The 22,683-nt window shown below is 68.2% G+C and carries 23 protein-coding genes and 1 tRNA gene; 15 read left to right on the top strand and 9 right to left on the bottom strand.

The window, feature by feature from the left end; genetic code table 11:
* Nucleotides 1-11 precede the first annotated feature (11 nt).
* Nucleotides 12-410 (top strand): hypothetical protein, encoded by a 399-nt coding sequence (locus tag EG854_RS08445; protein ID WP_123287669.1) that lies wholly within the window; start codon nt 12-14, stop codon nt 408-410.
* 9 nt (nt 411-419) lie between these two features.
* Here the strand turns inward: EG854_RS08445 and scpA are convergent, their stop codons facing one another.
* Together scpA and EG854_RS08435 are read right to left on the bottom strand one after the other, a co-directional pair.
* Nucleotides 420-2,567, bottom strand: coding sequence for a methylmalonyl-CoA mutase (gene scpA, locus EG854_RS08440; RefSeq protein ID WP_123287668.1), 2,148 nt, complete (start codon nt 2,565-2,567; stop codon nt 420-422).
* On the bottom strand, nt 2,564-3,961 hold the full coding sequence (locus tag EG854_RS08435) for a methylmalonyl-CoA mutase family protein (protein WP_123287667.1): 1,398 nt from the start codon (nt 3,959-3,961) through the stop codon (nt 2,564-2,566). Before EG854_RS08435 ends, scpA begins: the two co-directional genes overlap by 4 nt.
* A 90-nt stretch (nt 3,962-4,051) precedes the next feature.
* Between EG854_RS08435 and EG854_RS08430 the strand changes: the two genes are divergently transcribed.
* Entirely contained in the window at nt 4,052-4,789 is a 738-nt protein-coding gene (locus EG854_RS08430; RefSeq protein WP_123287666.1) for a Crp/Fnr family transcriptional regulator, read from the top strand.
* On the opposite strand, the gene EG854_RS08425 is transcribed toward EG854_RS08430, so the two are convergent.
* Nucleotides 4,724-6,412, bottom strand: coding sequence for an amino acid ABC transporter ATP-binding/permease protein (locus tag EG854_RS08425; protein ID WP_241153185.1), 1,689 nt, complete (start codon nt 6,410-6,412; stop codon nt 4,724-4,726). The two genes, EG854_RS08430 and EG854_RS08425, sit on opposite strands and share 66 nt — an antisense overlap.
* On the bottom strand, nt 6,409-8,004 hold the full coding sequence (gene cydD, locus EG854_RS08420; RefSeq protein WP_241153184.1) for a thiol reductant ABC exporter subunit CydD: 1,596 nt from the start codon (nt 8,002-8,004) through the stop codon (nt 6,409-6,411). Before cydD ends, EG854_RS08425 begins: the two co-directional genes overlap by 4 nt.
* 137 nt (nt 8,005-8,141) lie before the next feature.
* On the opposite strand from cydD, the gene EG854_RS08415 reads away from it, so the two are divergent.
* From EG854_RS08415 to cydX, 3 genes are read left to right on the top strand one after another with little or no spacing between them, the layout of a single operon-like run.
* Nucleotides 8,142-9,716 carry a cytochrome ubiquinol oxidase subunit I gene (locus EG854_RS08415; RefSeq protein WP_123287761.1) on the top strand — a complete coding sequence of 525 codons (1,575 nt, stop codon included), beginning with the start codon at nt 8,142-8,144 and terminating at the stop codon, nt 9,714-9,716.
* 23 nt (nt 9,717-9,739) lie between these two features.
* Entirely contained in the window at nt 9,740-10,888 is a 1,149-nt protein-coding gene (cydB, locus tag EG854_RS08410; RefSeq protein ID WP_123287664.1) for a cytochrome d ubiquinol oxidase subunit II, read from the top strand.
* A 17-nt stretch (nt 10,889-10,905) separates the two neighbouring features.
* Nucleotides 10,906-11,037, top strand: a complete 132-nt coding sequence (gene cydX / locus EG854_RS08405; protein WP_123287663.1) for a cytochrome bd-I oxidase subunit CydX — start codon at nt 10,906-10,908, stop codon at nt 11,035-11,037.
* A 67-nt stretch (nt 11,038-11,104) separates the two neighbouring features.
* On the opposite strand, the gene EG854_RS08400 is transcribed toward cydX, so the two are convergent.
* Both EG854_RS08400 and cpdR read right to left on the bottom strand, forming a co-directional pair.
* Nucleotides 11,105-11,179, bottom strand: a tRNA-Val gene (locus EG854_RS08400).
* Nucleotides 11,180-11,278: 99 nt separating this feature from the next.
* On the bottom strand, nt 11,279-11,635 hold the full coding sequence (gene cpdR / locus EG854_RS08395) for a cell cycle two-component system response regulator CpdR (protein ID WP_123287662.1): 357 nt from the start codon (nt 11,633-11,635) through the stop codon (nt 11,279-11,281).
* Between the two features lie 141 nt (nt 11,636-11,776).
* Here cpdR and EG854_RS08390 point away from each other — a divergent pair, with 141 nt between their 5' ends.
* The gene (locus EG854_RS08390) at nt 11,777-12,658 is read left to right on the top strand and encodes an N-formylglutamate amidohydrolase (protein ID WP_123287661.1); all 882 of its coding nucleotides are present in this window, start codon (nt 11,777-11,779) and stop codon (nt 12,656-12,658) included.
* Nucleotides 12,659-12,898: 240 nt separating this feature from the next.
* On the opposite strand, the gene EG854_RS08385 is transcribed toward EG854_RS08390, so the two are convergent.
* Entirely contained in the window at nt 12,899-13,609 is a 711-nt protein-coding gene (locus EG854_RS08385) for a DUF599 domain-containing protein (RefSeq protein ID WP_123287660.1), read from the bottom strand.
* Between the two features lie 128 nt (nt 13,610-13,737).
* Between EG854_RS08385 and ppa the strand changes: the two genes are divergently transcribed.
* Together ppa and cobT are read left to right on the top strand one after the other, a co-directional pair.
* Nucleotides 13,738-14,289, top strand: coding sequence for an inorganic diphosphatase (gene ppa / locus EG854_RS08380; protein ID WP_123287659.1), 552 nt, complete (start codon nt 13,738-13,740; stop codon nt 14,287-14,289).
* Between the two features lie 461 nt (nt 14,290-14,750).
* Nucleotides 14,751-16,631: a cobaltochelatase subunit CobT gene (gene cobT / locus EG854_RS08375; RefSeq protein ID WP_123287658.1), complete on the top strand. Its 1,881-nt coding sequence runs from the start codon at nt 14,751-14,753 to the stop codon at nt 16,629-16,631.
* Here cobT and EG854_RS08370 read toward each other — a convergent pair.
* Nucleotides 16,628-17,152, bottom strand: coding sequence for a demethoxyubiquinone hydroxylase family protein (locus EG854_RS08370; RefSeq protein ID WP_241153191.1), 525 nt, complete (start codon nt 17,150-17,152; stop codon nt 16,628-16,630). The genes cobT and EG854_RS08370 overlap by 4 nt on opposite strands.
* Before the next feature lie 85 nt (nt 17,153-17,237).
* A complete protein-coding gene (locus EG854_RS08365; protein ID WP_123287656.1) occupies nt 17,238-17,774 on the bottom strand; it encodes a disulfide bond formation protein B in 537 nt (178 codons plus the stop codon).
* An 88-nt stretch (nt 17,775-17,862) separates the two neighbouring features.
* Between EG854_RS08365 and EG854_RS08360 the strand changes: the two genes are divergently transcribed.
* The 7 genes from EG854_RS08360 (at nt 17,863) to EG854_RS08335 (ending at nt 22,642) form a co-directional block, all read left to right on the top strand.
* Nucleotides 17,863-18,528 (top strand): exopolysaccharide biosynthesis protein, encoded by a 666-nt coding sequence (locus tag EG854_RS08360; protein WP_123287655.1) that lies wholly within the window; start codon nt 17,863-17,865, stop codon nt 18,526-18,528.
* A gap of 121 nt (nt 18,529-18,649) precedes the next feature.
* Entirely contained in the window at nt 18,650-19,753 is a 1,104-nt protein-coding gene (gene hppD / locus EG854_RS08355; RefSeq protein ID WP_123287654.1) for a 4-hydroxyphenylpyruvate dioxygenase, read from the top strand.
* Nucleotides 19,746-19,919 carry a hypothetical protein gene (locus EG854_RS13145; RefSeq protein ID WP_164461968.1) on the top strand — a complete coding sequence of 58 codons (174 nt, stop codon included), beginning with the start codon at nt 19,746-19,748 and terminating at the stop codon, nt 19,917-19,919. The genes hppD and EG854_RS13145 overlap by 8 nt, the downstream gene beginning before the upstream one ends.
* Nucleotides 19,920-19,942: 23 nt before the next feature.
* Nucleotides 19,943-21,100, top strand: coding sequence for an isoaspartyl peptidase/L-asparaginase family protein (locus EG854_RS08350; protein ID WP_123287653.1), 1,158 nt, complete (start codon nt 19,943-19,945; stop codon nt 21,098-21,100).
* A gap of 3 nt (nt 21,101-21,103) precedes the next feature.
* Nucleotides 21,104-21,598 carry a methyltransferase family protein gene (locus EG854_RS08345; RefSeq protein ID WP_241153183.1) on the top strand — a complete coding sequence of 165 codons (495 nt, stop codon included), beginning with the start codon at nt 21,104-21,106 and terminating at the stop codon, nt 21,596-21,598.
* Nucleotides 21,595-21,864 carry a hypothetical protein gene (locus EG854_RS08340; RefSeq protein WP_241153182.1) on the top strand — a complete coding sequence of 90 codons (270 nt, stop codon included), beginning with the start codon at nt 21,595-21,597 and terminating at the stop codon, nt 21,862-21,864. The genes EG854_RS08345 and EG854_RS08340 overlap by 4 nt, the downstream gene beginning before the upstream one ends.
* 73 nt (nt 21,865-21,937) lie before the next feature.
* Nucleotides 21,938-22,642, top strand: coding sequence for a hypothetical protein (locus EG854_RS08335; RefSeq protein ID WP_164461967.1), 705 nt, complete (start codon nt 21,938-21,940; stop codon nt 22,640-22,642).
* The last annotated feature ends 41 nt before the right edge of the window (nt 22,643-22,683 follow it).

Here is a 22,683-nt window from a genome sequence, read left to right as displayed (position 1 = left end):
GGAGACTCGCCATGATCCGCATCGCCGCGCTTTCGTTGCCCATCCTGATGCTGGCTGCCGCCTGCGCCCCGGGGCCGGACATGGTCATGGCCGACGGCACCCAGCGCGCCTGCTTCATGTCCGACCGGATCATCAACTTTCGCGCAGGTCAGTCGCCCTCGATCTATGTGAAGGCGCTGGGCGGCGACGTGTTCGAGGTCCAGACCACCAGCTATTGCTCCGGCATTGAAAGCGCCAACACCTTGGCCTTCACGCCGCTGGTCGGGTCCAGCACCCGGACCTGCGTGTCTGACTCCCTGTCCGTCGATGTGGCCGTGGCCGGGGCCTCGTCCAATCGGTGTCGCGCCCGCGTGGTCCGCCAGTTGAGCGCGGAAGAGGTCGCGGCCCTGCCGTCACGCTACCGGCCCTAGGTTGCCGATCTAGCCCTTGGGCTTCTGGGCATAGCCCAGCCGCTGGTTCAGCTTGTCGATCAGGTCAATGGCCGTGTCCGCGATCACGGACCCGGGCGGATAGACCGCCGCCACCCCGGCATCCAGCAGCGGCTGAACGTCTGAAGGCGGAATGACCCCGCCGACCACCACCATGATGTCCTCGCGGCCCAGCTTCTTCAGCTCGGCGATCAGCTGCGGCGCCAGCGTCAGGTGCCCGGCGGCCAGCGAGCTGGCGCCCACGGCGTGAACGCCTTTCTCGACCGCTTCCTGCGCGGCCTCGGCCGGAGTCTGGAACAGCGATCCGGCGGTAGCCTCCAGCCCCAGATCACCATAGGCCGTGGCAATCACCTTCTGACCCCGGTCGTGGCCATCCTGACCCAGCTTGGCGATCAGGATGCGCGGCGGCCCGCCGTCATTCTCGACAAAGGCGGCGACCATGTCCCGCGCCCGACTGATCTTCGGGTCCTTGCCCGCTTCCCGGGCATAGACCCCCGAGACCGTCTTCACCGTCGCCACATGACGGCCAAAGGCGGCCTCCAGCGCATCCGAGATTTCGCCGACGGTGGCCTTGGCGCGTGCTGCATTGATCGACAGGGCCAGCAGATTGCCGTCGCCCTTCGCGCCTGCGGTCAGGGCATCCAGGGCTGAGGTGGTGGCGGCTTCGTCGCGCTCGGCCCGCAGCCGCTTCAGCTTGTCGATCTGGGCCGCCAGCACCGCCGCATTGTCGACCTTCAGCACCGGAATGTCGTCGACCTGATCGGACAGATAGCGGTTCACCCCCACCACCGTCTGCTGGCCGGTATCGATGCGCGCCTGGGTCCGGGCCGCCGATTCCTCGATGCGCAGCTTGGGAATGCCGGCCTCGATGGCCTTGGCCATTCCGCCCAGGCTTTCGACCTCGGCCATGTGGGCGCGCGCCCGCTCGGCCAGTTCGTGGGTCAGCCGCTCGACATAGTGGCTGCCGCCCCACGGGTCGATCACCCGCGTCAGGCCGGTCTCCTGCTGCAGCAGGATCTGGGTGTTGCGCGCGATCCGGGCCGAGAAGTCGGTCGGCAGGGCCAGTGCCTCGTCCAGCGCATTGGTGTGCAGGCTCTGGGTCTGGCCACCGGCCGCCGCCATGGCCTCGACCATCGTCCGGCTGACGTTGTTGAACACATCCTGGGCCGCCAGCGACCAGCCCGAGGTCTGGCAGTGGGCGCGCATGCTGAGCGACTTGGGATTCTTCGCGCCGAACTTCGACACGGCCTCGGCCCACAGCAGCCGCCCGGCCCGCATCTTGGCCACCTCCATGAAATAGTTCATGCCGATGGCCCAGAAGAAGCTGAGCCGCGGCGCGAACCGGTCCACGTCCATGCCCGCGTCCACGCCCGCCTGCAGATATTCGATCCCGTCTGCCAGCGTATAGGCCAGCTCGAGATCGGCCGAGGCCCCGGCCTCCTGCATGTGATAGCCGCTGATGCTGATCGAGTTGAACTTCGGCGCGTGCTCGGCCGTCCAGGCGAAGATGTCCGAGATGATCCGCATCGAGGGCAGGGGCGGATAGATGTAGGTGTTGCGGACCATGAACTCCTTGAGGATGTCGTTCTGGATGGTCCCGGTCAGCTGGGCGGGGGCGACCCCCTGTTCCTCGGCGGCGACGACATAGAGGGCCAGGATCGGCAGCACCGCCCCGTTCATCGTCATCGACACGCTCATCTTGTCCAGCGGGATGCCGTCGAACAGGGTCCGCATGTCCAGGATGGAGTCGATCGCCACGCCCGCCATGCCGACATCGCCGGCGACGCGCGGGTGGTCGGAATCATAGCCCCTGTGCGTGGCCAGATCGAAGGCGACCGACAGCCCCTTCTGCCCCGCCGCCAGATTGCGCCGGTAAAAGGCGTTCGATTCCTCGGCTGTCGAGAACCCCGCATACTGGCGGATGGTCCACGGGTTCTGGGCGTACATCGTCGGATAGGGGCCCCGGTGATAGGGCGCGATCCCCGGCAGGCCATGGATGAAGTCCATCCCCTCCAGCGCGTCTGCCTCATACCGGGGCGCGACCGAGATGCCCTCCGGCGTCTGCCAGGCGGTACGGTGCGGTCCGGTCCCGGTCGCGCCGGTGTCCAGCGTCAGGGTGGTGAAATCGGGGCGGGTCATCGGGCGGTCTCCCCGGTCTCGAGATCTGCGGCGAGGCGCAGGGGGGAAAGCGGCTCACAGCGGTAGTCCGGCGGCGGCGGCGCGTCGTCTGCCTCGTCCGTCACATGGGCCGGGCGCGGGTCCTCGTCGACAAAGCGGGTCACGCCGATCAGATGGGCATCGCCGCGCGCATAGCCGGTGACCAAAGCCTCCCGCGCCTTCGCCACACGGCTCTGCAGACCGCCGCCTTCGACCGAGGCCACCAGCCCGCCTTCGCGCTCGATCTGTCGGAAGGCCGCCCAGCCCGCCTCGGCCAGATCGCGGGTGCGGGTATCGAGAAACCAGGAGCCCGCCGCCGGATCGTCGACCCGCCCCAGATGCGCTTCCTCCATCAGGATCAGCTGCGTATTGCGCGCCTGCCGCAGGGCAAAGGCATCGGGCATGCCCGCCGCCCGGCTGAAGGCGTCCAGCACGATCACATCGGCCCCGCCTACCGCGCCGGCAAAGCCCGCCGCCGTGAGCCGCAACAGATTGGGCCAGGCGTCGCGGGCAGCCAGCATGCGCCGCGACGACCGTGCCTCGATCACCGCCTCAGACTCGGCCCCCCACGCCCGGGTCAGCGTGCGCCACATCAGGCGCAGCGCCCTAACCTTGGCCAGGCCGTCGAAATAGCTCTGGTCCAGAGACACGCCCAGAACCATCCGCTGGAACGCCTGCGCCGGCGACAGGCCCGCGCGCCCCGCCGCATCGGTCAGGGCCACGGCATTGGCCAGCAGATAGCCCAATTCCTGTGCGGCCGTGCCGCCGGCCTCGTGCACCACCCGCCCCGAGGCGAGGAAGGCGCGGGCGTCGGGATAGGCCTCGGCATGGCGCGCCGCCGTATTGCCCGCCAGCTCCAGATAGTCCGCCAGCGGTCGCGCCCCGCCGCCCTGGCCGACAAAGGCCGAGACGGGATCCATGTGGAAGGCCAGCCGCGCGCGCGGGGAGCCCTTGGCCGCCACCGCCAGCGCATCGGCGGCGGTCGCCCCGTCCAGACCCGCGTCCAGTGCCACCTCGGCCAGTTCCAGCTGAACCCCGGCCAGCGTCTGGACCAGGGTGTCCGAATCTGCCGTCACGCCGCCGCGCACCAGAAGCGAGGCCGCGCCCCCCTCCAGCTGCGCCAGCGCCAGCGCGTTCAGCGCGGCCGCATCATCGCCTTCCACCAGAATCCGCAGGTCCCACGCCCGCCCGTCGGCATGGGAGGGCCGGGGTGCCGTCACGGCCTCTCCCGCATTCGCGGCGGCATACAGCGGCCGCAGATCCAGACCGTCGGCATCCAGATGTACCAGACTGGCCAGATCACGATCCTTGAGCGCGGCTTCGGCCAGCGCGCGCCAGTCGGCGGGGGAGGGGGTGGCAAAGGGCGAGTTGGACATGGGGCTTCTATGGCCGAGGCGGCGGCGCGTCGCAATTGTATCGGTGCCTGCCAGGGCCTATCACAGGGGTTCCTCCCACCGGAACGTTGCATGCTCCAGGTCCGATTGAAGCCGCCCGTCTGTCCCAGCCGCCCGCTGGCTGCCGACTGCGGCGCGTGCGGCGCGCGAGCCTTCAGCGTCTGCGCCAGTCTGGAGGGCGAGGATCTGGCGCGCCTGTCAGCCCTGGCCGAACCGGTCCGATTCGCGGCGGGACAGGCCCTGACCCGTCAGGGCGAGCGCGCCGACTATCTGTTCAACATCACCTCGGGCACGGCCAGGGTGCAAACCCTCATGGCCGATGGGCGGCGTCAGATCACCGGCTTCCTGTTCGCGGGTGACTTTGTCGGGCTGGAGGCCGCCGCGCGCCATGCCGGTTCGGTCGAGGCCATCGAGCTGGTGACGGCCTGCCGGTTCGCCATCGGGGACTATCGCACCCTGGTTCGTCAGTCCCCGAAGCTGGAGGCGGTCCTGCTGGAGCGCGCGGGCCATGAACTGACCGAGGCCCGGGCCCAGATCCTGCTGCTGGGTCGCAAGACGGCCGAAGAAAAACTGGCCTCCTTCCTGCTCAATCTCGCAGACCGGGATCCCATGCGTCCGCACGCCGAGGGTCAGTTGCGCCTGCCCATGAGCCGCACCGAAATCGCCGACTATCTGGGCCTGACCATCGAGACCGTCAGCCGCGTCCTGGGGCGCTTCAAGACCGCCGGCATCGTGCAGCTGGTGTCAGTCTCCGAGCTGCGCATCTTGCGACCGGAACGTCTGACCCAGCTCGCAGACGGGGAGAGCTGACGCCGCGGCTTCAGCCCCACCGTCAACCTCAAGGACCACATCGCACAGGGCCACACCGGCCGGGCGATGACTGATCATCACCAATCCTTGACCCGTGCGGTCCAGTCGGGCTCTCAACCGGTGCAGGACCTTCTGTTCGGTTCGCGCATCCAGCCCTTCGGTCGGTTCATCCAGCACCAGCCACGGCGCCGTCCGCAGATACGCCCGCGCCAGCGTCAGCCGCCGCCGCTCACCCCCGGACAGAAACGCCCCGCCCGGCCCGATCGGCATGTTCAGCCCCTTGGGCGCGGTGGCGACCCGCTCGGCCAGCGCCGCCTCTTCCAGAACCTCCCACAGTCGGGCCTCGGGCGCCTTCGGGTCGGCCAGCCTCAGGTTTTGGGCCACCGTCCCGTCCAGCAGTGACACCTCCTGCGCCGCATAGGCGAACAGGCCCCTGACATCGACATCGCTCCGGGCGGGGTCCAGCCCGCCGGCCGACATGCGGCCCTCCACATCGACCCTCAGCCCCATCAGCTGCTCGATCAGGGTGGTCTTTCCGATCCCCGACGGACCACTCAGCCGCACCCGGGCCCCGCCCGGAATCTCCGGTCGATCCGGAAACAGGCCCAGCGCGGTCCCGGCGGGGGTCTGCATGCGGGCCGCCTCGACCTCACCCATCAGGGGCTCCAGACGCGCGCTAGCCGCGCGGGCGGCTCCGGCATCGCGCAGGGCGACCACCAGGGCCAGCGCCGCTTCCATACCCGCCGCAGTCGCCAGCGCCGCCACGGCCATCAGGGGCGTTGCGGGCGGCACCGGCGACAGGATCAGGGGCAGACCCACGACCCCGGCCAGCGTCAATCCCGTCACCGCGCCCGCCCAGCTCATCAGGGAGCCAGCCCGCCGGGCCAGCGTCACAGCGGCAGCGTCTGCCGCATCGGCCACCCGGGCGACCTCAGCGGTGGCCCAGCCTTCCAGAGACCAGGCCTTCAGCTCGGGCGTCGCGGCCTCCAGCTCAGCTAGCCGGGCCTTCAACTGCCCCTGTGCGGCCTGTCGGTCCCCCGCTGCGGGCCGTACCCACCGCTCGGAGATCCAGCGGCTGCCCAGCACCAGCACGGCCGCACCGACGACAAGCGCGACTGCCGAAGCGACATGGGCCAGTGCCGCCATCCCGGCCGAGACCAGCAGTCCTGCGCCCAGCGCCCAGGGCGCCGACAGGCGGATAAACCGCGTCTGAATGGCGTCCACATCTTCGATCAGCCGCGATGAGGCCTCACCTGCCGCCAGCGTCTTCACGGCCCCCCGACCCTCGGCCAGCCGGGCATAGAGGCGCGGTCTGAGCCGCCCCAGTCCCTGCAGGGCAGCCTCGTGCCCTGCGACCCGTTCGACGTAGCGCGAGCCGGTCCGCACAATCGCCAGCAGCCGGATCAAGGCGCTGGGGATCATATAGTTGAAGGCATGGGCGACCGCCGGTCCGGCCAGTCCGGCCAGCGCCGCTGCTGTGATAAACCAGCCGGACAGGCCCAGCAGCAGCGCCGCCCCGCAGGTCACGCCGATGGCCGCGATCGTCGCAACCATCAGGCGCGGACGCTGCGCCCGCACCTCGGCCCGGATCAACTGCTCAAGAGGAGACAGGGACCGGCTCACAGCGCCACCACCCGGTCGGCCAGCGCCATCACGGCGCGGGAGTGGGTGGCGATCAGACAGGTCCGCCCCTTGATGGCGGCAGCCAGCGCCGGGATCAGCGCCGCTTCGGCATCGGCATCCAGATGGGCGGTCGGCTCATCCAGTAACAGCAGGGGGGCCTGTTTCAGCATGGCGCGCGCCAGCGCCAGCCTGCGCCGCTCGCCGCCCGACAGACCCCCGCCGCGTTCGTCGATCCGGCGATCGAGGTCCAGCGTCAGGCCTGCCTGTTCTGCGGTCGCGCGGATCAGGTCGCGCGAGGCGTCCGGCTGCGACAGGGCGATGTTGTCGGCCAGGGTGCCCGGCACGACCACGGTGGACTGTCCCATCCAGCCGATCTGTCCGCACCAGTCCCCGTGTCGCGACAGGGGATGGCCATCGACCTCGACCTCGCCTGCCGACAGCGGCGACAGGCCGAGGAACAGGTGCAGCAGGCTGCTCTTGCCCGTACCGCTGGCGCCCGTCAGGGCGATGACCTGACCGGGGCGAATTTTCAGATCGAACCCGGAGACGACAGGCGGCGCGTCGCCATAGGCAATGTCGACACCCCGAAAGCTCACGGTCGGGCTCTTGCCGAGACGCGGCGCGGGCAGGAGGGTCGGGGCGTCACGGCGTTCCAGGGTCGGCACCACGGCCTCGGCAGCCTGCCGGTCGTGATAGGCGGCGGCCATCCGGCGCAGCGGCGCATAGACTTCGGGTGCCAGCACCAGGGCGAACACGGCCCGGCCCAGATCCAGTGGTTCGGGGATCGGTACCGGCATCAGGCCCAGCAGCTGAAAGCCGCAATAGACGGCGACCAGCGCCACCGCGAGCGCCGAGAAAAACTCCAGTATGCCCGAGGACAGGAAGGCGATCCTCAACACCCGGGCCGTGCGTTTGGCCAGGGCGTCTGACGCGCGTTCAACCTCCGATGCCACCGTGTCCGAGGCCTGAAAGGCCGCAACGGCCGGCAGGGCCCGGATGCGATCCAGAAACAGTCCTGACAACCGCTCCAGCGCCTGAAACTGGTTGCGACTTTCGGCCGCCGCCGCCGTGCCCGCGAGCCACAGGCTCAGGCCAAAGGGGATCAGGGTCAGGGCCAGAATCAACGCCGACACCGGACTGGCCGTAGCAATGGCGATCAGCACCAGCACCGGGGCGGCGACCGCTGCCATTCGCGCGGGCTCGAACCGGGCATAGTGGCCCTCCAGCCGGTCCACACCCTCGACCGCAGCGATCAGCCCACCTCCGGAGGGACGTAGCCCCGCGAACAGGTCGGCCACGACACCGCGACGCACCTGCCCCTTGATCCCCGCAGCCGCCCGCGCGCCGACGTCGGCCGCCCGCTGCGACACCAGGCCACGCACCACAAACGCCGCTGTCATCAGCAGAATTCCGGTCACGATCGCGCCCGACCGGTTCGGCCACGCCGTCAGGGTCAGGGCCAGTCCCGCCGCGAACCCTGTGGCCGGCAGCACATCAGCGGTGGTCATCAGGGCCGCGAGACCCAGGCCCCGCCTCTGCGGGCGGCCGGCTTCGCGCAACCAGTGTCGCAGGGTCAGGGGGGAGGGGGGCACGGCGGTCACCCGGGCCTTATACGGGTTTTCGATCCGTCGAGCCCTTGATCCAGATCAAGGCGCGACTCGCCCCATGGTTTAGGGCGGCATCACATCCGGCCAATCCGGCCATGACCAAGGGAGTGTTCGGTTCCATGATCGATCTGGCGGTCGTTGACCTGTCCCGCCTTCAGTTCGCGCTGACGGCCCTCTACCACTTCCTGTTCGTGCCCCTCACGCTGGGCCTCGCCTTCATGCTGGTCATCATGGAGTCGATCTATGTGATGACCCGCCGCCCCATCTGGCGGACCATCACCAAATTCTGGGGCACGCTGTTCGGCATCAACTTCGTGCTGGGGGTCGCCACCGGCCTGACCATGGAATTCCAGTTCGGTATGAACTGGAGCTATTACAGCCACTACGTCGGCGACATCTTTGGGGCCCCTCTGGCGATCGAGGGTTTGATGGCCTTCTTCCTCGAGGCCACCTTCGTCGGGCTGATGTTCTTTGGCTGGGACAAGCTGAAGCCTGTGACCCACCTGTTCGTCACCTTCCTCGTGGCGTTGGGCACCAATCTGTCGGCCCTGTGGATCCTGATCGCCAACGGCTGGATGCAGAACCCGGTCGGCTCGACCTTCAACCCGGACACCATGCGGATGGAGGTCACGGACTTCATGGCCGTGCTGTTCAACCCGGTGGCCCAGGCCAAGTTCGTGCACACCGTTTCGGCCGGGTATGTCATCGCCGCCGTCTTCGTCCTGGGCATCTCCGCCTTTTATCTGCTCAAGGGCCGCCACAAGGGCTTTGCCAAGCGGTCGATGACCGTGGCCGCCGCCTTCGGCCTGGCCTCCTCCCTGTCGGTCGTCGTGCTGGGTGACGAGAGCGGCTATGCCCTGACCGACAACCAGAAAATGAAGCTGGCCGCTATCGAGGCCATGTGGGAGACCGAGCCCGCCCCCGCCGGCCTGACCGCCGTCGGCCTGCCGAACATGGTCGACCACCGCACCGACTATGAGATCAAGATCCCGTATGTTCTGGGCCTGATCTCGACCCGCAGTCTGGACGGCCAGGTCGAGGGCATCCTGCCCCTCGTCGCCGTGGCCGAGACCCGGATCGAATCCGGCATGCTGGCCTATGACGCGCTCGAGCGGATCAAGGCTGATCCGGAGGACGTCACGGCCCGCGGCGACTTCGAACTGCGCCGCAACGACCTGGGCTATGGTCTGATGCTGCGCCGCTTCGTGGGCGACCCGCGTGAGGCCACCCCCGAACAGGTCCGTGCCGCCGCCTGGGCGACGGTGCCCAATGTCCCGGTCATGTTCTGGTCGTTCCGCATCATGGCGGGCATCGGCTTTTTGATGATCGGTCTGTTCGCCACGGCCTTCATCCTGTGCACCCTGCGCAAGCATGAGACGAAGTGGTTCCTGCGCCTCGCGGTGCTGGCCATTCCCCTGCCGTGGATCGCGGCCGAACTGGGCTGGATCGTGGCCGAGGTCGGTCGTCAGCCCTGGGCCGTCGAAGGGGTCCTGCCGACCTTCCTCGGCGCCTCCAGCCTGACCGTGCCGCAGCTGTGGGGCACCATCATCGGCTTCACCGTCCTGTATGGCGCGCTGGCCGTGGTCGAGGTCGGCCTGATCCTGCGCACCATCAAGAAGGGGCCCTTCGCCGGACATGGCGATTCAGACTCCGAACCGGGATCGCCCTCAGGCGAGACCGAACCCGCCACCGCCTGACCCGACAGACCCGGAGATCCGTCATGGAACTGCCTCTCGATTTCGCCACCCTCCGTGTCATCTGGTGGGGCCTGCTGGGCGTGCTGCTGATCGCCTTTGCCCTGACCGATGGCTTTGACCTCGGCGTCGGCGCCCTGCTGCCGTTCGTCGCCAGGACCGACGAGGAACGCCGTATGGTGATCAACACCATCGGCGCCACCTGGGAGGGCAACCAGGTGTGGTTCATCCTCGGCGGGGGGGCCATCTTCGCCGCCTGGCCGTTCGTCTATGCGGTCAGCTTCTCGGGCTTTTACCTCGCCATGTTCCTGGTGCTGTCCGCCCTGATCCTCAGACCCGTGGCCTTCAAATACCGGTCCAAGCGGCCCTCGCCCAAATGGCGCAGCTTCTGGGACTGGTGCCTGTTCATCGGCGGCTTTGTGCCTGCCCTGGTGTTCGGTGTCGCCGTCGGCAATGTGTTGATCGGCGCCCCCTTCCGGCTCGATAGTGACCTGCGCTCCTTCTATGAGGGCGCCCTGCTGGGCCTGTTCACCCCGTTCGCCCTGCTGTGCGGCCTGCTGTCGGTCACCATGCTGGTCCTGCACGGCGCCACCTGGCTGGGGCTCAAGGCCGAGCGCGGTCCGGTGCAGAAACGCGCCTTTGCCATCGGCACCGTCGCGGGCCTGCTCAGCCTCGTGCTGTTCGCGGCGGGCGGTGCCTGGGTGGCGTTCGGTGACCTCGGCTTCCGCATCGTCAGCGAGGTTGACCCCAACGGCTTCTCCAACCCCCTGCGCTCGACGGTCGAGGCCGCCGGCGGGGCATGGATGGACAACTATGCGACCTACCCGTGGATGCTGATCGCCCCGGCGCTGGGCTTCCTCGGCACCGCCGCGGCCTTGCTGGGCCTGTGGCGCAAGTCCGAGCCCGTGGCCTTCATCGGCTCCTCGGCGGCGACAGTCGGCATCATCTCGACCGTTGGCCTGTCGATGTTCCCCTTCATCCTGCCCAGCTCGATTGATCCGGGCTCCAGCCTGACGGTCTGGAATGCCTCGTCCAGCCATCTGACGCTGTTCATCATGCTGGGGGTGACGGTGGTCTTCCTGCCGCTGATCCTGATTTACACTGCCTGGGTCTACAAGGTGCTGTGGGGTCGTTCGACCACCGCCGCGCTCAAGACCAACCCCGACCTCTACTGACCGGAAAGAGCTGCGCCATGTGGTATTTCGCCTGGATCCTCGGCCTCGGCCTCGCCGTCGCGTTCGGCATCCTCAACGGCCTCTGGCACGAGTTCCGCCTGTTCGACGAAGGCGACACCGGCGAGTCCGTGCCCGACCCGGAGGAGTGACCCCCACGATATAAACCCGCTCGGTCACCCGGGCGGGTTTTGTGATTGCGCATTGTCTGGAAAGGAATGGTGGACGCGACAGGGATTGAACCTGTGACCCCCTCGATGTCAACGAGGTGCTCTCCCGCTGAGCTACGCGTCCGCCGGGGCGGGGCCGGCAGGTGCCGGTCCGGGAAGGCGCGGGGTATAACCCGTCTCCGCGCGAGACTGCAAGCCCCTCACGGCCTTGTCAGAACGCTTATCAGGCGGCGATCATCTTCTCGACTTCGCCGACCAGGTCGCGCAGGTGCACAGGCTTGGCCAACACCTTGGCCTGGGGGGTGCTCTGGGCGGCGGTCAGAGCCACGGCGGCAAAGCCGGTGATGAACATGATGCGCAGGCCCGGCTGGCGGGCGGCGGCCACGCGGGCCACCTCGATGCCGTCGGCACCCGGCATGACGATATCGGTCAGCAGCAGGTCATAGGGGCCGTCCTCAAGCGCATCGATGGCGTCATCGCCATTCTCGCAGTCGACGACCTCGTGACCGGCCCGCTCCAGCGCCCGGGTCAGAAAGCCCCGCAGTGATCCATCGTCTTCTGCCAGAAGAATGCGTGCCATCGATTGGTCCCCAAAGCCGTCAGCCCGAACGGCCGTTTTACTCACTTGTGGAAAAGGTTAAGGCGACAAGCGTAAACCGGCCATGAAAATCAGTGATCCGTGTCCACAGGGATTCGACGGGCGGGCCAAAGGGGAGGGCGTATGTCGGGTGAAGACGGGGATCTGCAGGCCCAGGCCCCGTTTCGCCTGCTGTCCCCTGTCGGGGAGGCCACCAGCCCGCTGGTGTTCGCCTCGCCGCACTCGGGCCGCCTCTACCCGAAGTCGGCGGGCTTTGACCCGGACCTGTCCGAGCTGTCGCTGCGCAGCGCCGAGGATGCCCTGGTCGACCGCCTGATCGAGGGCGCGCCCGGGCACGGCATCCCGCTGCTGCTGGCGACCCATGGCCGGGCCTGGCTCGACCTGAACCGGGCCCCGACCGACCTCGATCCCACCCTCATCGACGACCTGCCGACAGGATCGGAGGGCGGGCCACGGGCCCAATCGGGCTATGGCGTGGTGCCGCGCTTGACCGGCGACGGGCGCCCCCTCTACCGCGATCGCATCAGCCTCGCCGAGGTCACCGGCCGCATCAAGGAAGCCCATGGTCCTTATCACGCGACGCTGGACACCCTGATGGAGCAGACCCGCGCCCGGCACGGTGTAGCCGTTCTGATCGACTGGCACTCCATGCCCGGGCCGCGCGCCAGCCCGCCAGCCAAACGCCCGGTCGCCACCTTCCCCCAGATCGTACTTGGCGACCGCCACGGCGTGGCCTGCGCGACCGCCATGACCCGGCGCGTGGCGGCCCTCCTGCGCGGCGAAGGGCTCAGGGTGGCGCTGAACCAGCCCTATGCCGGGGGCTGGACGACCGAGCGCTGGGGCCACCCGGGCGAGGGCTTCCACGCCCTCCAGATCGAGATTTCCCGGGCGCTATATCTGGATGAGGCGCTTATGCAGCCGGGCCCGGGCTGGGCGCGCTGCCAAGGCATCATCACCCGCCTGATCGACAGCCTGGCGCGGGAGGCGAGCGACCTCGTACCCTGACCCCTCGGACAGAAAAAATGCCGCGCCCGGAGGCGCGGCATGAAAGTCTATAGGGAGGAAACGCCCAGGAAGGGCAAGACGCCCGAAGGCGTCAAGGTCAAGTTAGGTTGCAGTGCACAAATCGTCAAGCAGGTATTTTTCACCCGTCGTCACGCATTGTAACACTCAAGCGGTATTTTTGGCCGATGTAACCGTTTCAACGTCAAAAAATATCCCATTAAGGGCCGCAACTGCTCAGTATCAGGGCGCAGGCGGGCCCTTGCCCGACTCCGATTCCAGAACTGCCCGCACCTTGCGGATGGCCCGGGCTGCGGGCGACCCCTCCTGCCGCCAGATCAGCAGGGCGAAGGCCGCGATCACCCCCGCGCCCAGCCACAGCGGCCCCATCAGCCAGGCGGCCGCCGCGAGGGCGAAATAATAGGCTCGCACCCCCTGACTGAATGACGCCAGCGCCGGATTGATCAGATCGCCGGCCGCCCGGCCCAGCGCGGCCCGATCCAGCGCCTCGTCCTGCTCGGGCACCGAGCCGATCACCGCAAGGGTGTAGTTGAGCTGGCGAATCGACCAGATGAAATCCAGCAGGCCCCGCACCAGACACGCCAGAATCAGCGCCAGCTTGGCCTCCAGCAGCGGCAGGGGCACGGCCTCCGCCCCCACGGCGGCAAAGCCTCTCAGCGCTGCCTCTCCGCCGAACAATATGCCCGCCACCGCCGCGATCAGTAGCAGATTGGTCGAGGCAAAGAACGACGCCGAATTGATCGAATGACCCATCAGTTGGCTGTCGACCAGCCGGATCTCGCGCCGGGTCATCACCGACATCCACACCTGCCGGACCAGCTCCATGTCCTGATTCAGGGTGCCGAACCGTCGCGACAGCACGCGCAGGACCGGCTCATAGCCCAGCCAGCACAGGATGAAGAGAGCCACTGCGGCCCAGTCGAGGGAGCTCATGTGCGACGCCTCATGGAGAATGCCCTTGCCGCCCCATCCGTCGGGCCCTGCGCGGAACGCTTGCTACTGGTGCCGGGTTTGCCTATCACGCGCGCCTCCCCGTTTCGCAAGTGCACAATAGACCCGTCATGAACATTGATGCCATCCCCGTCGGCCCCAATCCTCCCTGGGACCTGAACGTCATCATCGAAATCCCGCAAGGGGGCCTGCCGGTGAAATATGAGATGGACAAGGCGTCGGGCGCCCTGTTCGTCGACCGCTTCCTGCATACGGCCATGTATTATCCCGCCAATTACGGCTTTGTGCCCCACACCCTGTCGGCCGATGGCGACCCCTGCGATGTGCTGGTGCTGAACCCGACGCCGGTGGTGCCCGGCTGCGTCATCCGCTCGCGCCCGATCGGCGTGCTGATCATGGAAGACGAAAAGGGCATGGACGAAAAAATCCTCGCCGTGCCCGTTGACGCGCTCCACCCCTATTACACCGACGTCGCCAGCTATCGTCAGCTGCCGGCCATCATGATCGACCAGATCCAGCACTTCTTCACCCGCTACAAGGACCTGGAGAAGAACAAGGAAACCGCCGTCAAGCGCTGGGGCGACGCCGGCGAGGCCGCCGAATTGATCGCCCAGGGCATCCGCGCCCACCAGGACAAGCTGAAAGCCGACAAGAAGGGCTGAGGGCCTCGACTATGATGGCTAACGCCTGAATTCCTCGACTTTTCAGCACCAGAACCCGTTCCCACAGCGTTCTGCCCGACCGGCCCGGCGCCTGACGCATACTGTCCGGTTGCCATTCCCACGGACAGCGGAGGTGCGAATTCAGACGGTTCAGACGGTTCAGACGGTTCAGACGGTATTTTTCTTCCCCTCTCCCGTGGCAGAGGGGGCAGGGGGTAAGGGGCTCAACGTATCCTTCGGCGTGATCCGTCGCACCGTCCCAGCCACGGCATTCGCCGACGCACACCGTCGACCTTCATCCGGCGCTCACGCGCCACCTTCTCCCATCGGGAGAAGGGGCGAGCTCCCACCAGCGGAACCCCATTTCAGACCATTCAGACTATTCAGACGGTGTTTTCTCACCGTCTCAATTCCCGGACGCGCCCCTTTCCCCGAGGCCCCGCCGGGGCTAGGTCAGGACCATGCCGCCGGACACACCGACAGAGACCTTCAAGCGCGCCCTCGCCCATGCCGCGCGGGCCCTCGCGGAGCAGGACGAGCTCGAGGTCGTGTTCGCCTCGGATGGGCCGCGCATGTCGAATGGCGTGCTAACCCTGCCGCACCCGCCGCGCGACCCTTCCGGCCCGGAAAGCGCCTCCCTGCGGGGACAGGCCGACCGCCTGGCCCTGCGGCTGGCCAATCATGACGACAGCCTGCACCGGACCCTGACCCCGCTGGACAGCCGCGCCGCCGAGGTGTTCGAGGCCGCCGAGCAAGCCCGGGTCGAGGCCGTGGGCGGCCGCGCCATGGCCGGGGTTCGCGCCAATCTGGAGGCCGCCCTCGTCACCCGCATGGAGCGCAGCGGCCTTACCCGCGTGACTGAGGCGGATCTGGTGCCGCTGGATCAGGCCGTGGGCCTGCTGCTGGCCGAACGACTGGGCGAGCGCCCCTTGCCCAAAGCCGCCGCCGCCACCCTCGATCTGGTGCGTGACGACCTGGTCGAGCGGGCCGGTCCGGCGCTCGACCGGCTGGTCGCGGCGCTGGACGACCAACAGGCCTATGGCCGCGAGATGCAGGCCGTGCTGAAGGCCCTCGACCTCGATCCCGGCAATGGCCAGGCCGACGAGGCCGACGAGGCCGACGACACCGAGGGCGAGGACGAGGCGGCGGACGACGCCCCTTCCGAGACCGAGGACGACAGCGAAGACCCCGACCCCGGCGACAGCGAGGACAATTCACCCGAGGGCCGCAGCGAGGACTCCGGCTCGGAAGGCGAGCGCGACAGCCGTCCGGACGGCGCTCCGGCCGAGGCCGACGGGCAAGAGTCGGATCAGGCCTCCGACACCGAAGAGGGCATGCGCCCCGGCCGCACCGAGGGCGAAGGCGGCAATGACCCCTCCGTCTATCGCGCCTTCACCACCGCCTTTGACGAGGTCATCGCCGCCGAGGAGCTGTGCGACCCGGTCGAGCTGGACCGCCTGCGCGCCCTGCTGGACCAGCAGCTGACCCAGCTGTCCAGCGTGGTCGCCCGCCTAGCCAACAAGCTGCAACGCCGCCTTCTGGCGCAGCAGAACCGCAGCTGGATGTTCGATCTGGAGGAGGGCGTGCTGGATACGGCCCGCCTGACGCGCGTCATCACCGACCCGACCGCGCCCCTGTCGTTCAAGGCCGAGAGCGAGAGCCCGTTTCGCGATACGGTCGTCACCCTGCTGCTCGACAACTCGGGCTCAATGCGCGGACGGCCGATCATGGTGGCCGCCGTCTGTGCCGACATCCTCGCCCGCACGCTGGAGCGCTGCGGCGTCAAGGTCGAGATCCTCGGCTTCACCACCCGGGCGTGGAAGGGCGGCCAGCCACGCGAGGCCTGGATCACTGCCGGTCGTCCCGCCAACCCCGGCCGCCTGAACGAGCTGCGCCACATCATCTACAAGACCGCCGACGCCCCCTGGCGCCGGTCCAAGCGCAACCTCGGCCTGATGATGCGCGAGGGTCTGCTCAAGGAGAACATCGACGGCGAGGCGCTGGCGTGGGCGCACGAGCGCATGCTGGCCCGCACCGAGGCCCGGCGCATCCTGATGGTGATCTCGGACGGCGCGCCCGTCGATGACACGACCCAGACCGCCAATCCGGTCCACTATCTGGAACGCCACCTCCGGCAGGTGATCGGCCAGATCGAGGACAGGTCCGACGTCGAACTGCTGGCCATCGGCATCGGCCACGACGTGACCCGCTTTTACCGCCGCGCCCTGATGATCACTGACGTCGACCAGCTGGCCGGCGCCATGATCGAGAAGCTGGCCGAACTGTTCGACGCCAAGCCAAAGACGGAACGCACCGGCCGCCGACTCAGGCGGGCCGCCTAGACCCGCTCGCTGACCTTGATGGCGGCGCGGCAGCCGGTCTTGATCACCGAGGACAGCAGGCGATAGGCGGGCGCCTCGCGGCTGCCGTGTTCGACGGCGTGGTCGTGGTGGGCCATTTCCTCGGCCCGGAACTGGGCCAGCTCGCGGGCCAGCTCGGGGTCACGGTCGGCCAGTTCTGCGATCTGGTCGGCATAGTGCTGCTCGATCACCGATTCGACCGCCTCGGTGCATGCGTGGGCCGCCTTCTCGCCCAGCAGGGCCGTGCCGGCTCCCAAGGCCTGGGCGGCCAGATGCCACAGGGGCAGGGCGGCGGTCGGGGCGACCCGGTTCTGGTTCAGCAGGGTCTCGAACCGCGACAGGTGCACCTGCTCGTGCCCCTCCATCCCGGTCAGGTCGTCGGCGATGGCATCCTTGCCCTTCCGCCCCTCAAAGACGGCGCGCTGGGCGCGGTAGATCTGAACGGCGGCATACTCGCCCGCATGGTCGACCCGCAGGATCTCGGCCCTCCGCGCCCGGCTCATGCCCGCGCCGGGCCGGGGCAGGGGGATGGCGCGCGAGCCCTTGCGGCCCGTGATCTCCGGGTCGTTCAGCGGGTCGGTGGAGGGATCAACCTCTGGGGGCACGGGCATCCTTGGGACGTTTCGCGGCCAGCAGGCTGAAGATCGCGAGGGCCGCAGCAATCAGGGTATTCCACGCTGCCATGGACAGGCCCAGGAAGCGCCATGTCACGGCGTCGCACGCCACGATGGGCTCGACCTCGGCGGTGCCCATGGCAAGCGCCGCCAGCCGCTCCAGATTGATCTCGCCCGCCCCGCCCGAGCACACGGCGGGCAGTTCCCACCAGCCAGCCTCACCCCCGGCATGGAACCCGGCGGTGATCGCTCCGGTCAGAAAGACGATGAACAGCAGGAAGGCGGCGACCCGCGGCGTGCCCCGGCTGGCCCGGCTGACGAGGGCCCACAGGCTGGCGGTCAGGGCGATGGCGACCGCGACCCAATAGACCTCGCGCTGCTTGAGACACAGGTTGCACGGGGCCAGTCCGCCGAACCGCTCAAAGGCGTGGGCGGCAGCGAGGAGGCTCAGGGACGCCGCAAGGGCGAACACCGTCCACCAGCGGGTCAGGACACGATAGGCCGACATCATGCTGCGATGCTTAGCGCGGTCCTGCGGGAACGTCGATCCATCATCGTCGGCGGCTGGACCTGACACACCGGGATGCTAGACGAGCGTCATGACGACCGAACCCGCGCCCCTCCCGCCGTCCTCCGAACAGGACGACGTCCGCCAGAATCTGGCGCGCCTGCTACGGCGGCTGGCCGATGACGGGGCCGAAAACGGTCTGACCCTGCACCAGATCCGCGACCGGCTGGACGAGCGGGCCTACGGCCTGCTGATCCTCATCCTGGCCATCCCCTGTCTGGTGCCGGGCCTGTACGGTGTCCCGCAGGTGGTCGGCATCGTGATCGTGATCCTCGCGGCGCAGCTGCTGGTCGGGCGCGAGGAACCCTGGTTGCCCCGCTGGGTCCTCGGACTGCGTGCCAAGGCCGGCTGGCTGAAGGCCATGGCCGATTTCGCTGAGCAGCGGCTGGGCTGGATCGACCGCTTCTCGCGGCCGCGGCTGTCGGCCTTTGCCTCGGGTGCGGGCGAAAAGCTGGCGGCCCTGTTCATGATTCTCGCGACCCTGACCATCGTCCTGCCCATGACCAACACCATCCCGTCGGTGGCGCTGTCGCTTCTGGCCGTGGGCCTGATCCAGCGCGACGGCCTGTTCGTCATCGGGGGAGCGATCGTGGCCACCGCCTGGATCGGCCTGCTGACGACGCTCGCCGTCGCCTTCCTGCTGGGCGCGGACTGGGCGATGCGGCTGGTCACGGACCATGTTCCGGGGCTGGGCTGAGGCCGGCTCGCCAGAAGGTGAAGCCACCTCGCTTGGCTTGAGCGGTCCGGATGACTAGGTTCCGGCCTCAAAGGCGGTCGTGCGTGCCGCCGTGAACCCTTCAGGATCAGGAGACGCGACCATGGACGACGCGACCCAAACCCCCACCGCCCAGCAGATCAATGCCGCAAACCCGCTCGGCGTCGACGGCTTTGAGTTTGTCGAGTTCACCGGTCCCGAGCCCAAGGCCATGATCGCGCGGCTGGAGCTGATGGGCTTCACCCAGACCCATGTGAATCCGGCCAATGGCGTGGTCCGGATGAAGCAGGGCGACATCACCATGCTGGTCAACCGCACGCCCAAGGGTCAGGCCGCCGAGTTCGCGACCGACCACGGCCCCTCGGCCAATGGCATGGCCTTCCGGGTCAATGACGCCAAGGCCGCCTTCGAGGGCGCGGTGTCGCGCGGCGCCAAGCCGGCCGAAGGTCACGACGGCGGCGCCCTGGGCGGCGGCTATTCCTACGTGCTCCAGGGCATTGGCGGCTCGCTGCTCTATATCGTCGACAAATACGGCGAGGCCGGCTCGCTCTATGACGGCTGGGACGAGATCGAGGGCTGGGAAGAGGCCGAGCGCAAGAACAGCGTCGGCCTGTATTGCCTCGACCACCTGACCCACAATGTGCGTCGCGGCCAGATGCGCACCTGGTCGGGCTTCTACGGCGACGTCTTCGCCTTCGAGGAGCAGAAATATTTCAACATCAAGGGCAAGGCGACCGGCCTGCTGTCCCAGGCCATGATCGCGCCGGACCGCGCCATCCGCATCCCGCTGAACGAGAGCCAGGACGACAACTCCCAGATCGAGGAGTTCCTGAAGCGCTACAACGGCGAGGGCATCCAGCACATCGCCCTGCACACCGACAACATCTTCGAGACCGTCGAGGAGATGAAGCGGCGCGGCATCCCCTTCCAGGACACCATCGAGACCTATTTCGACCTGATCGACAAGCGCCTGCCCGGGCACGGCGAGGACGTGGCGCGCATGCGCGAGAACCGCATCCTGATCGACGGCTCGGACGAGGACGGCATCCTGCTGCAGATCTTCACCCAGGACACCTTCGGCCCGATCTTCTTCGAGATCATCCAGCGCAAGGGCAATCAGGCCTTTGGCGAAGGCAATTTCCAGGCCCTGTTCGACTCCATCGAGCTGGACCAGATCCGGCGCGGCGTGATCAAGGTGGATGCCTAAGCCTCCGGCCTGGATCCCATTTACGGGACCGGTCGCAGCGGGGGTGACGGCGGGGCTGGCCGCGCCGCACCTCGGTTTCTGGCCCTTGGTGATCGCCGCCACCCTGATGGGGCTGGTGCCGGTGATCGGCTATCAGTTGTGGAAACGGGCGCATCACGAGCGATGACGCCCAATCGGGGAGGCGGACCAATGAAGACCTGGCTTGCGGCGCTTGCGAGCGCTCTGACTGTAACACTGGCCTCGCCGGTCCTTGCCCAGGACGGCGGGTGGTCGCTGGCCATCCACGGCGGGGCCGGGGTGATCGAGCGCGGCAGTCTGACCCCCGAACAGGACGCCGCCTATCGCGCCGCCCTGGACAGCGCGCTTCAGGTCGGGGCCGGGGTGCTGGACAATGGCGGCTCGGCGCTGGATGCGGTCGAGGCCGTCATTCAGGTGCTCGAGGATGATCCCCTGTTCAATGCCGGGCGCGGGGCGGTCTTCACCGCCGACGGCCGGATCGAGCACGACGCCGCCATCATGGATGGCACGACCCTGGACGCCGGGGCGGTCGCCGGCCTGACCCGCACCCGCCACCCGATCAGCGCCGCCCGTGCAGTGATGGAGGACTCGCCGCATGTCTTCTTGATCGGTCAGGGGGCCGAGACCTTTGCCCGGTCGCAGGGACTGGAGGAGGTCGACCCGGCCTTCTTCTTCACCGAGCGGCGCTGGCGCGGGCTGGTGCGGCAGCTGGAGCGCGAGGGCCTGCCTGTGCCCGTCCGCCCCGAAGGCGCGCCGGCTGAAGGCGCCATGGCCGCGGTCACCCCGCCGCTGGATGAGCGCAAATTCGGCACAGTCGGCGTGGTCGCCCTGGACCGTGAGGGGCGGCTGGCGGCAGGCACCTCGACCGGCGGCATGTCCGGCAAACGCTGGGGCCGGGTCGGCGATGTGCCGGTGATCGGCGCGGGCACCTATGCCTCGAACGTCGAGGGCTGCGCCGTCTCGGCCACCGGCTCGGGCGAATATTTCATCCGGGCCACGGTCGCCCGGGACATCTGCGCGCGGTACGCGTGGGAGACCACCTACCCTGAAGTCGAGGAAAACCGGGTCACAGCCATCCTGGACTCATGCCCTCCGGAAATGATCTGCTCGGCCCACATGCGACGCCCCGTCTATATCGCGGCGAGCGCCGAGATTCGGGAAGTCGGTGAACTCGGCGGCGAGGGCGGCGTCATCGTGATGACCCGCTCGGGCGAAGCCTGGTTCGAGATGAACACCTCGGGCATGTATCGGGGCGCCGCTTCATCGACGGAACCGGCGTGGGTAGCGATCTATGCCGATGATCCCGAATACTCTGCCGAGGAAGACTGAGCCGTGACCACCCGCGATCATCCCAATGTGGCGGTGCCGCCGCCGCTGATCTATTTCGCCTTCCTTGGACTCGGCTGGGCGCTGGATCGTTATGGCGTCCAGATCGGCCTGCCGTCGGGCGAGGACATCAGCCTCGGCCTCGGGACCGAGCTGCGGCGCGGACTGGCGCTCGCCCTGATCCTCGGCGGGCTGTTGCTGGACGGGATGGCGGCGGGGCTGTTCCGGCGGCTGGGCACGGCGGTCGAGCCGTGGAAGCCGTCGACGGCGCTGGCGACCGACGGGCCTTACAGGTTCAGCCGCAATCCGATCTACGTCGGGTTCGCCCTCACCTATGCCGGGCTGGCCATTGCCATGGACTCGCCCATCGCCCTGCTGATGCTGATCCCCTGTCTGGTGGTCATCGACTGGGCCATCATCCGCAAGGAAGAGGCCTATCTGGCCCGCACCTTCGGCGCCGAATACGAGGCCTATCGCAACCGGGTGAGGCGCTGGCTGTGAGCACAGAACACCCCGACGACCTGTCCGCCCTGGCCATCGAGGAGCTGGACGCCGCCTGTGCACTCAGCTGGGCCGAGATGAAGCGCATCACCCCGTGGGGCGACACCTATGAGGGGCTGACGGCCGGCGGGCTCGAGGTCGAGGTCGAGCGCCGCTATATCTGGGCCCACCAGCCCGAGGGCAGCATCGCCATCGAGGTCGAGGTGCGGTTGCCCGGCATGCGGCAGGGGGCCGAGGCCCGCGCCGTGATCGAACCGTCACGCTGACGCACCGCCGTTAACCTTTCCCGTTGCCAAGCGGGCGGACCCTGCCATCATGGGAGCGTTCAGGGAGGGGATCGTGGCCGTTTATCCGACCGAGTTTCAGGCGCCCGCCGCCTATGAGGCCGTGGACTCACCTGTGTTCCTGGGTGTGGATCCGATGTTGCTAGCGCTGCTGGTCGCCTTCGTGGCCATGGCGGCTTTTGTTGGCTGGTACCTCGGTCGGCTGTATGCCCCGGACCGGCACGCCGAGGAGGCTGCCGAGGCCATTCACAAGGCTATACTGAAAGCGACCGAGGCGGCCCTGTCGGCCAGCAGCCGGGACCTGTACGCCAAGGCCGAGGCCCTGCGAGATCGCATCAGGGACTTGCTTGGCCCCGTCATGGTCCTGGGCAAGGGGGTCGCCTCGCCGTTTGGTGCGTTGGAAGCGGCCCTCGCTGGCAAGCCCGGGGCCGCCTCGCCGACGCCCGCGCCCACCCCCGCTGCTCCGGCCCCCTCGACCCCCGGGTCATCGTGTGACTGCGGGGCGAAGGGCGATTCGGCGCGTTGCAAATGCGGGGCCGCCGCCGCCGTAAGCCAGGTTACCATCATCAACGGCCCGATACCGCCCGCGCCTACTCCTCCTCCGCCTCCGCCTCCCTCTCCGCCGTCGGTAATGACACGCGAAGAGCAGATCGACGCCCTGTCCCGCGCGGTTCGGGTCTTTCACGACTATTGGTCACACAAAGACGCCCGTATCGAGGAGATGCGGAAAGCCCGGGAGGCCTTGGGCCGGCACCCCTGATCGGGCACCCGGTCCGACAGCGACGGTTTTCCTGCCGGAGT

The organism is Brevundimonas halotolerans (assembly GCF_003730275.1).
Taxonomy (GTDB): Bacteria; Pseudomonadota; Alphaproteobacteria; order Caulobacterales; family Caulobacteraceae; genus Brevundimonas; species Brevundimonas halotolerans.
Note: the sequence above shows the minus strand (reverse complement) of the source record. Positions and strands in the feature narration are given on the sequence as shown.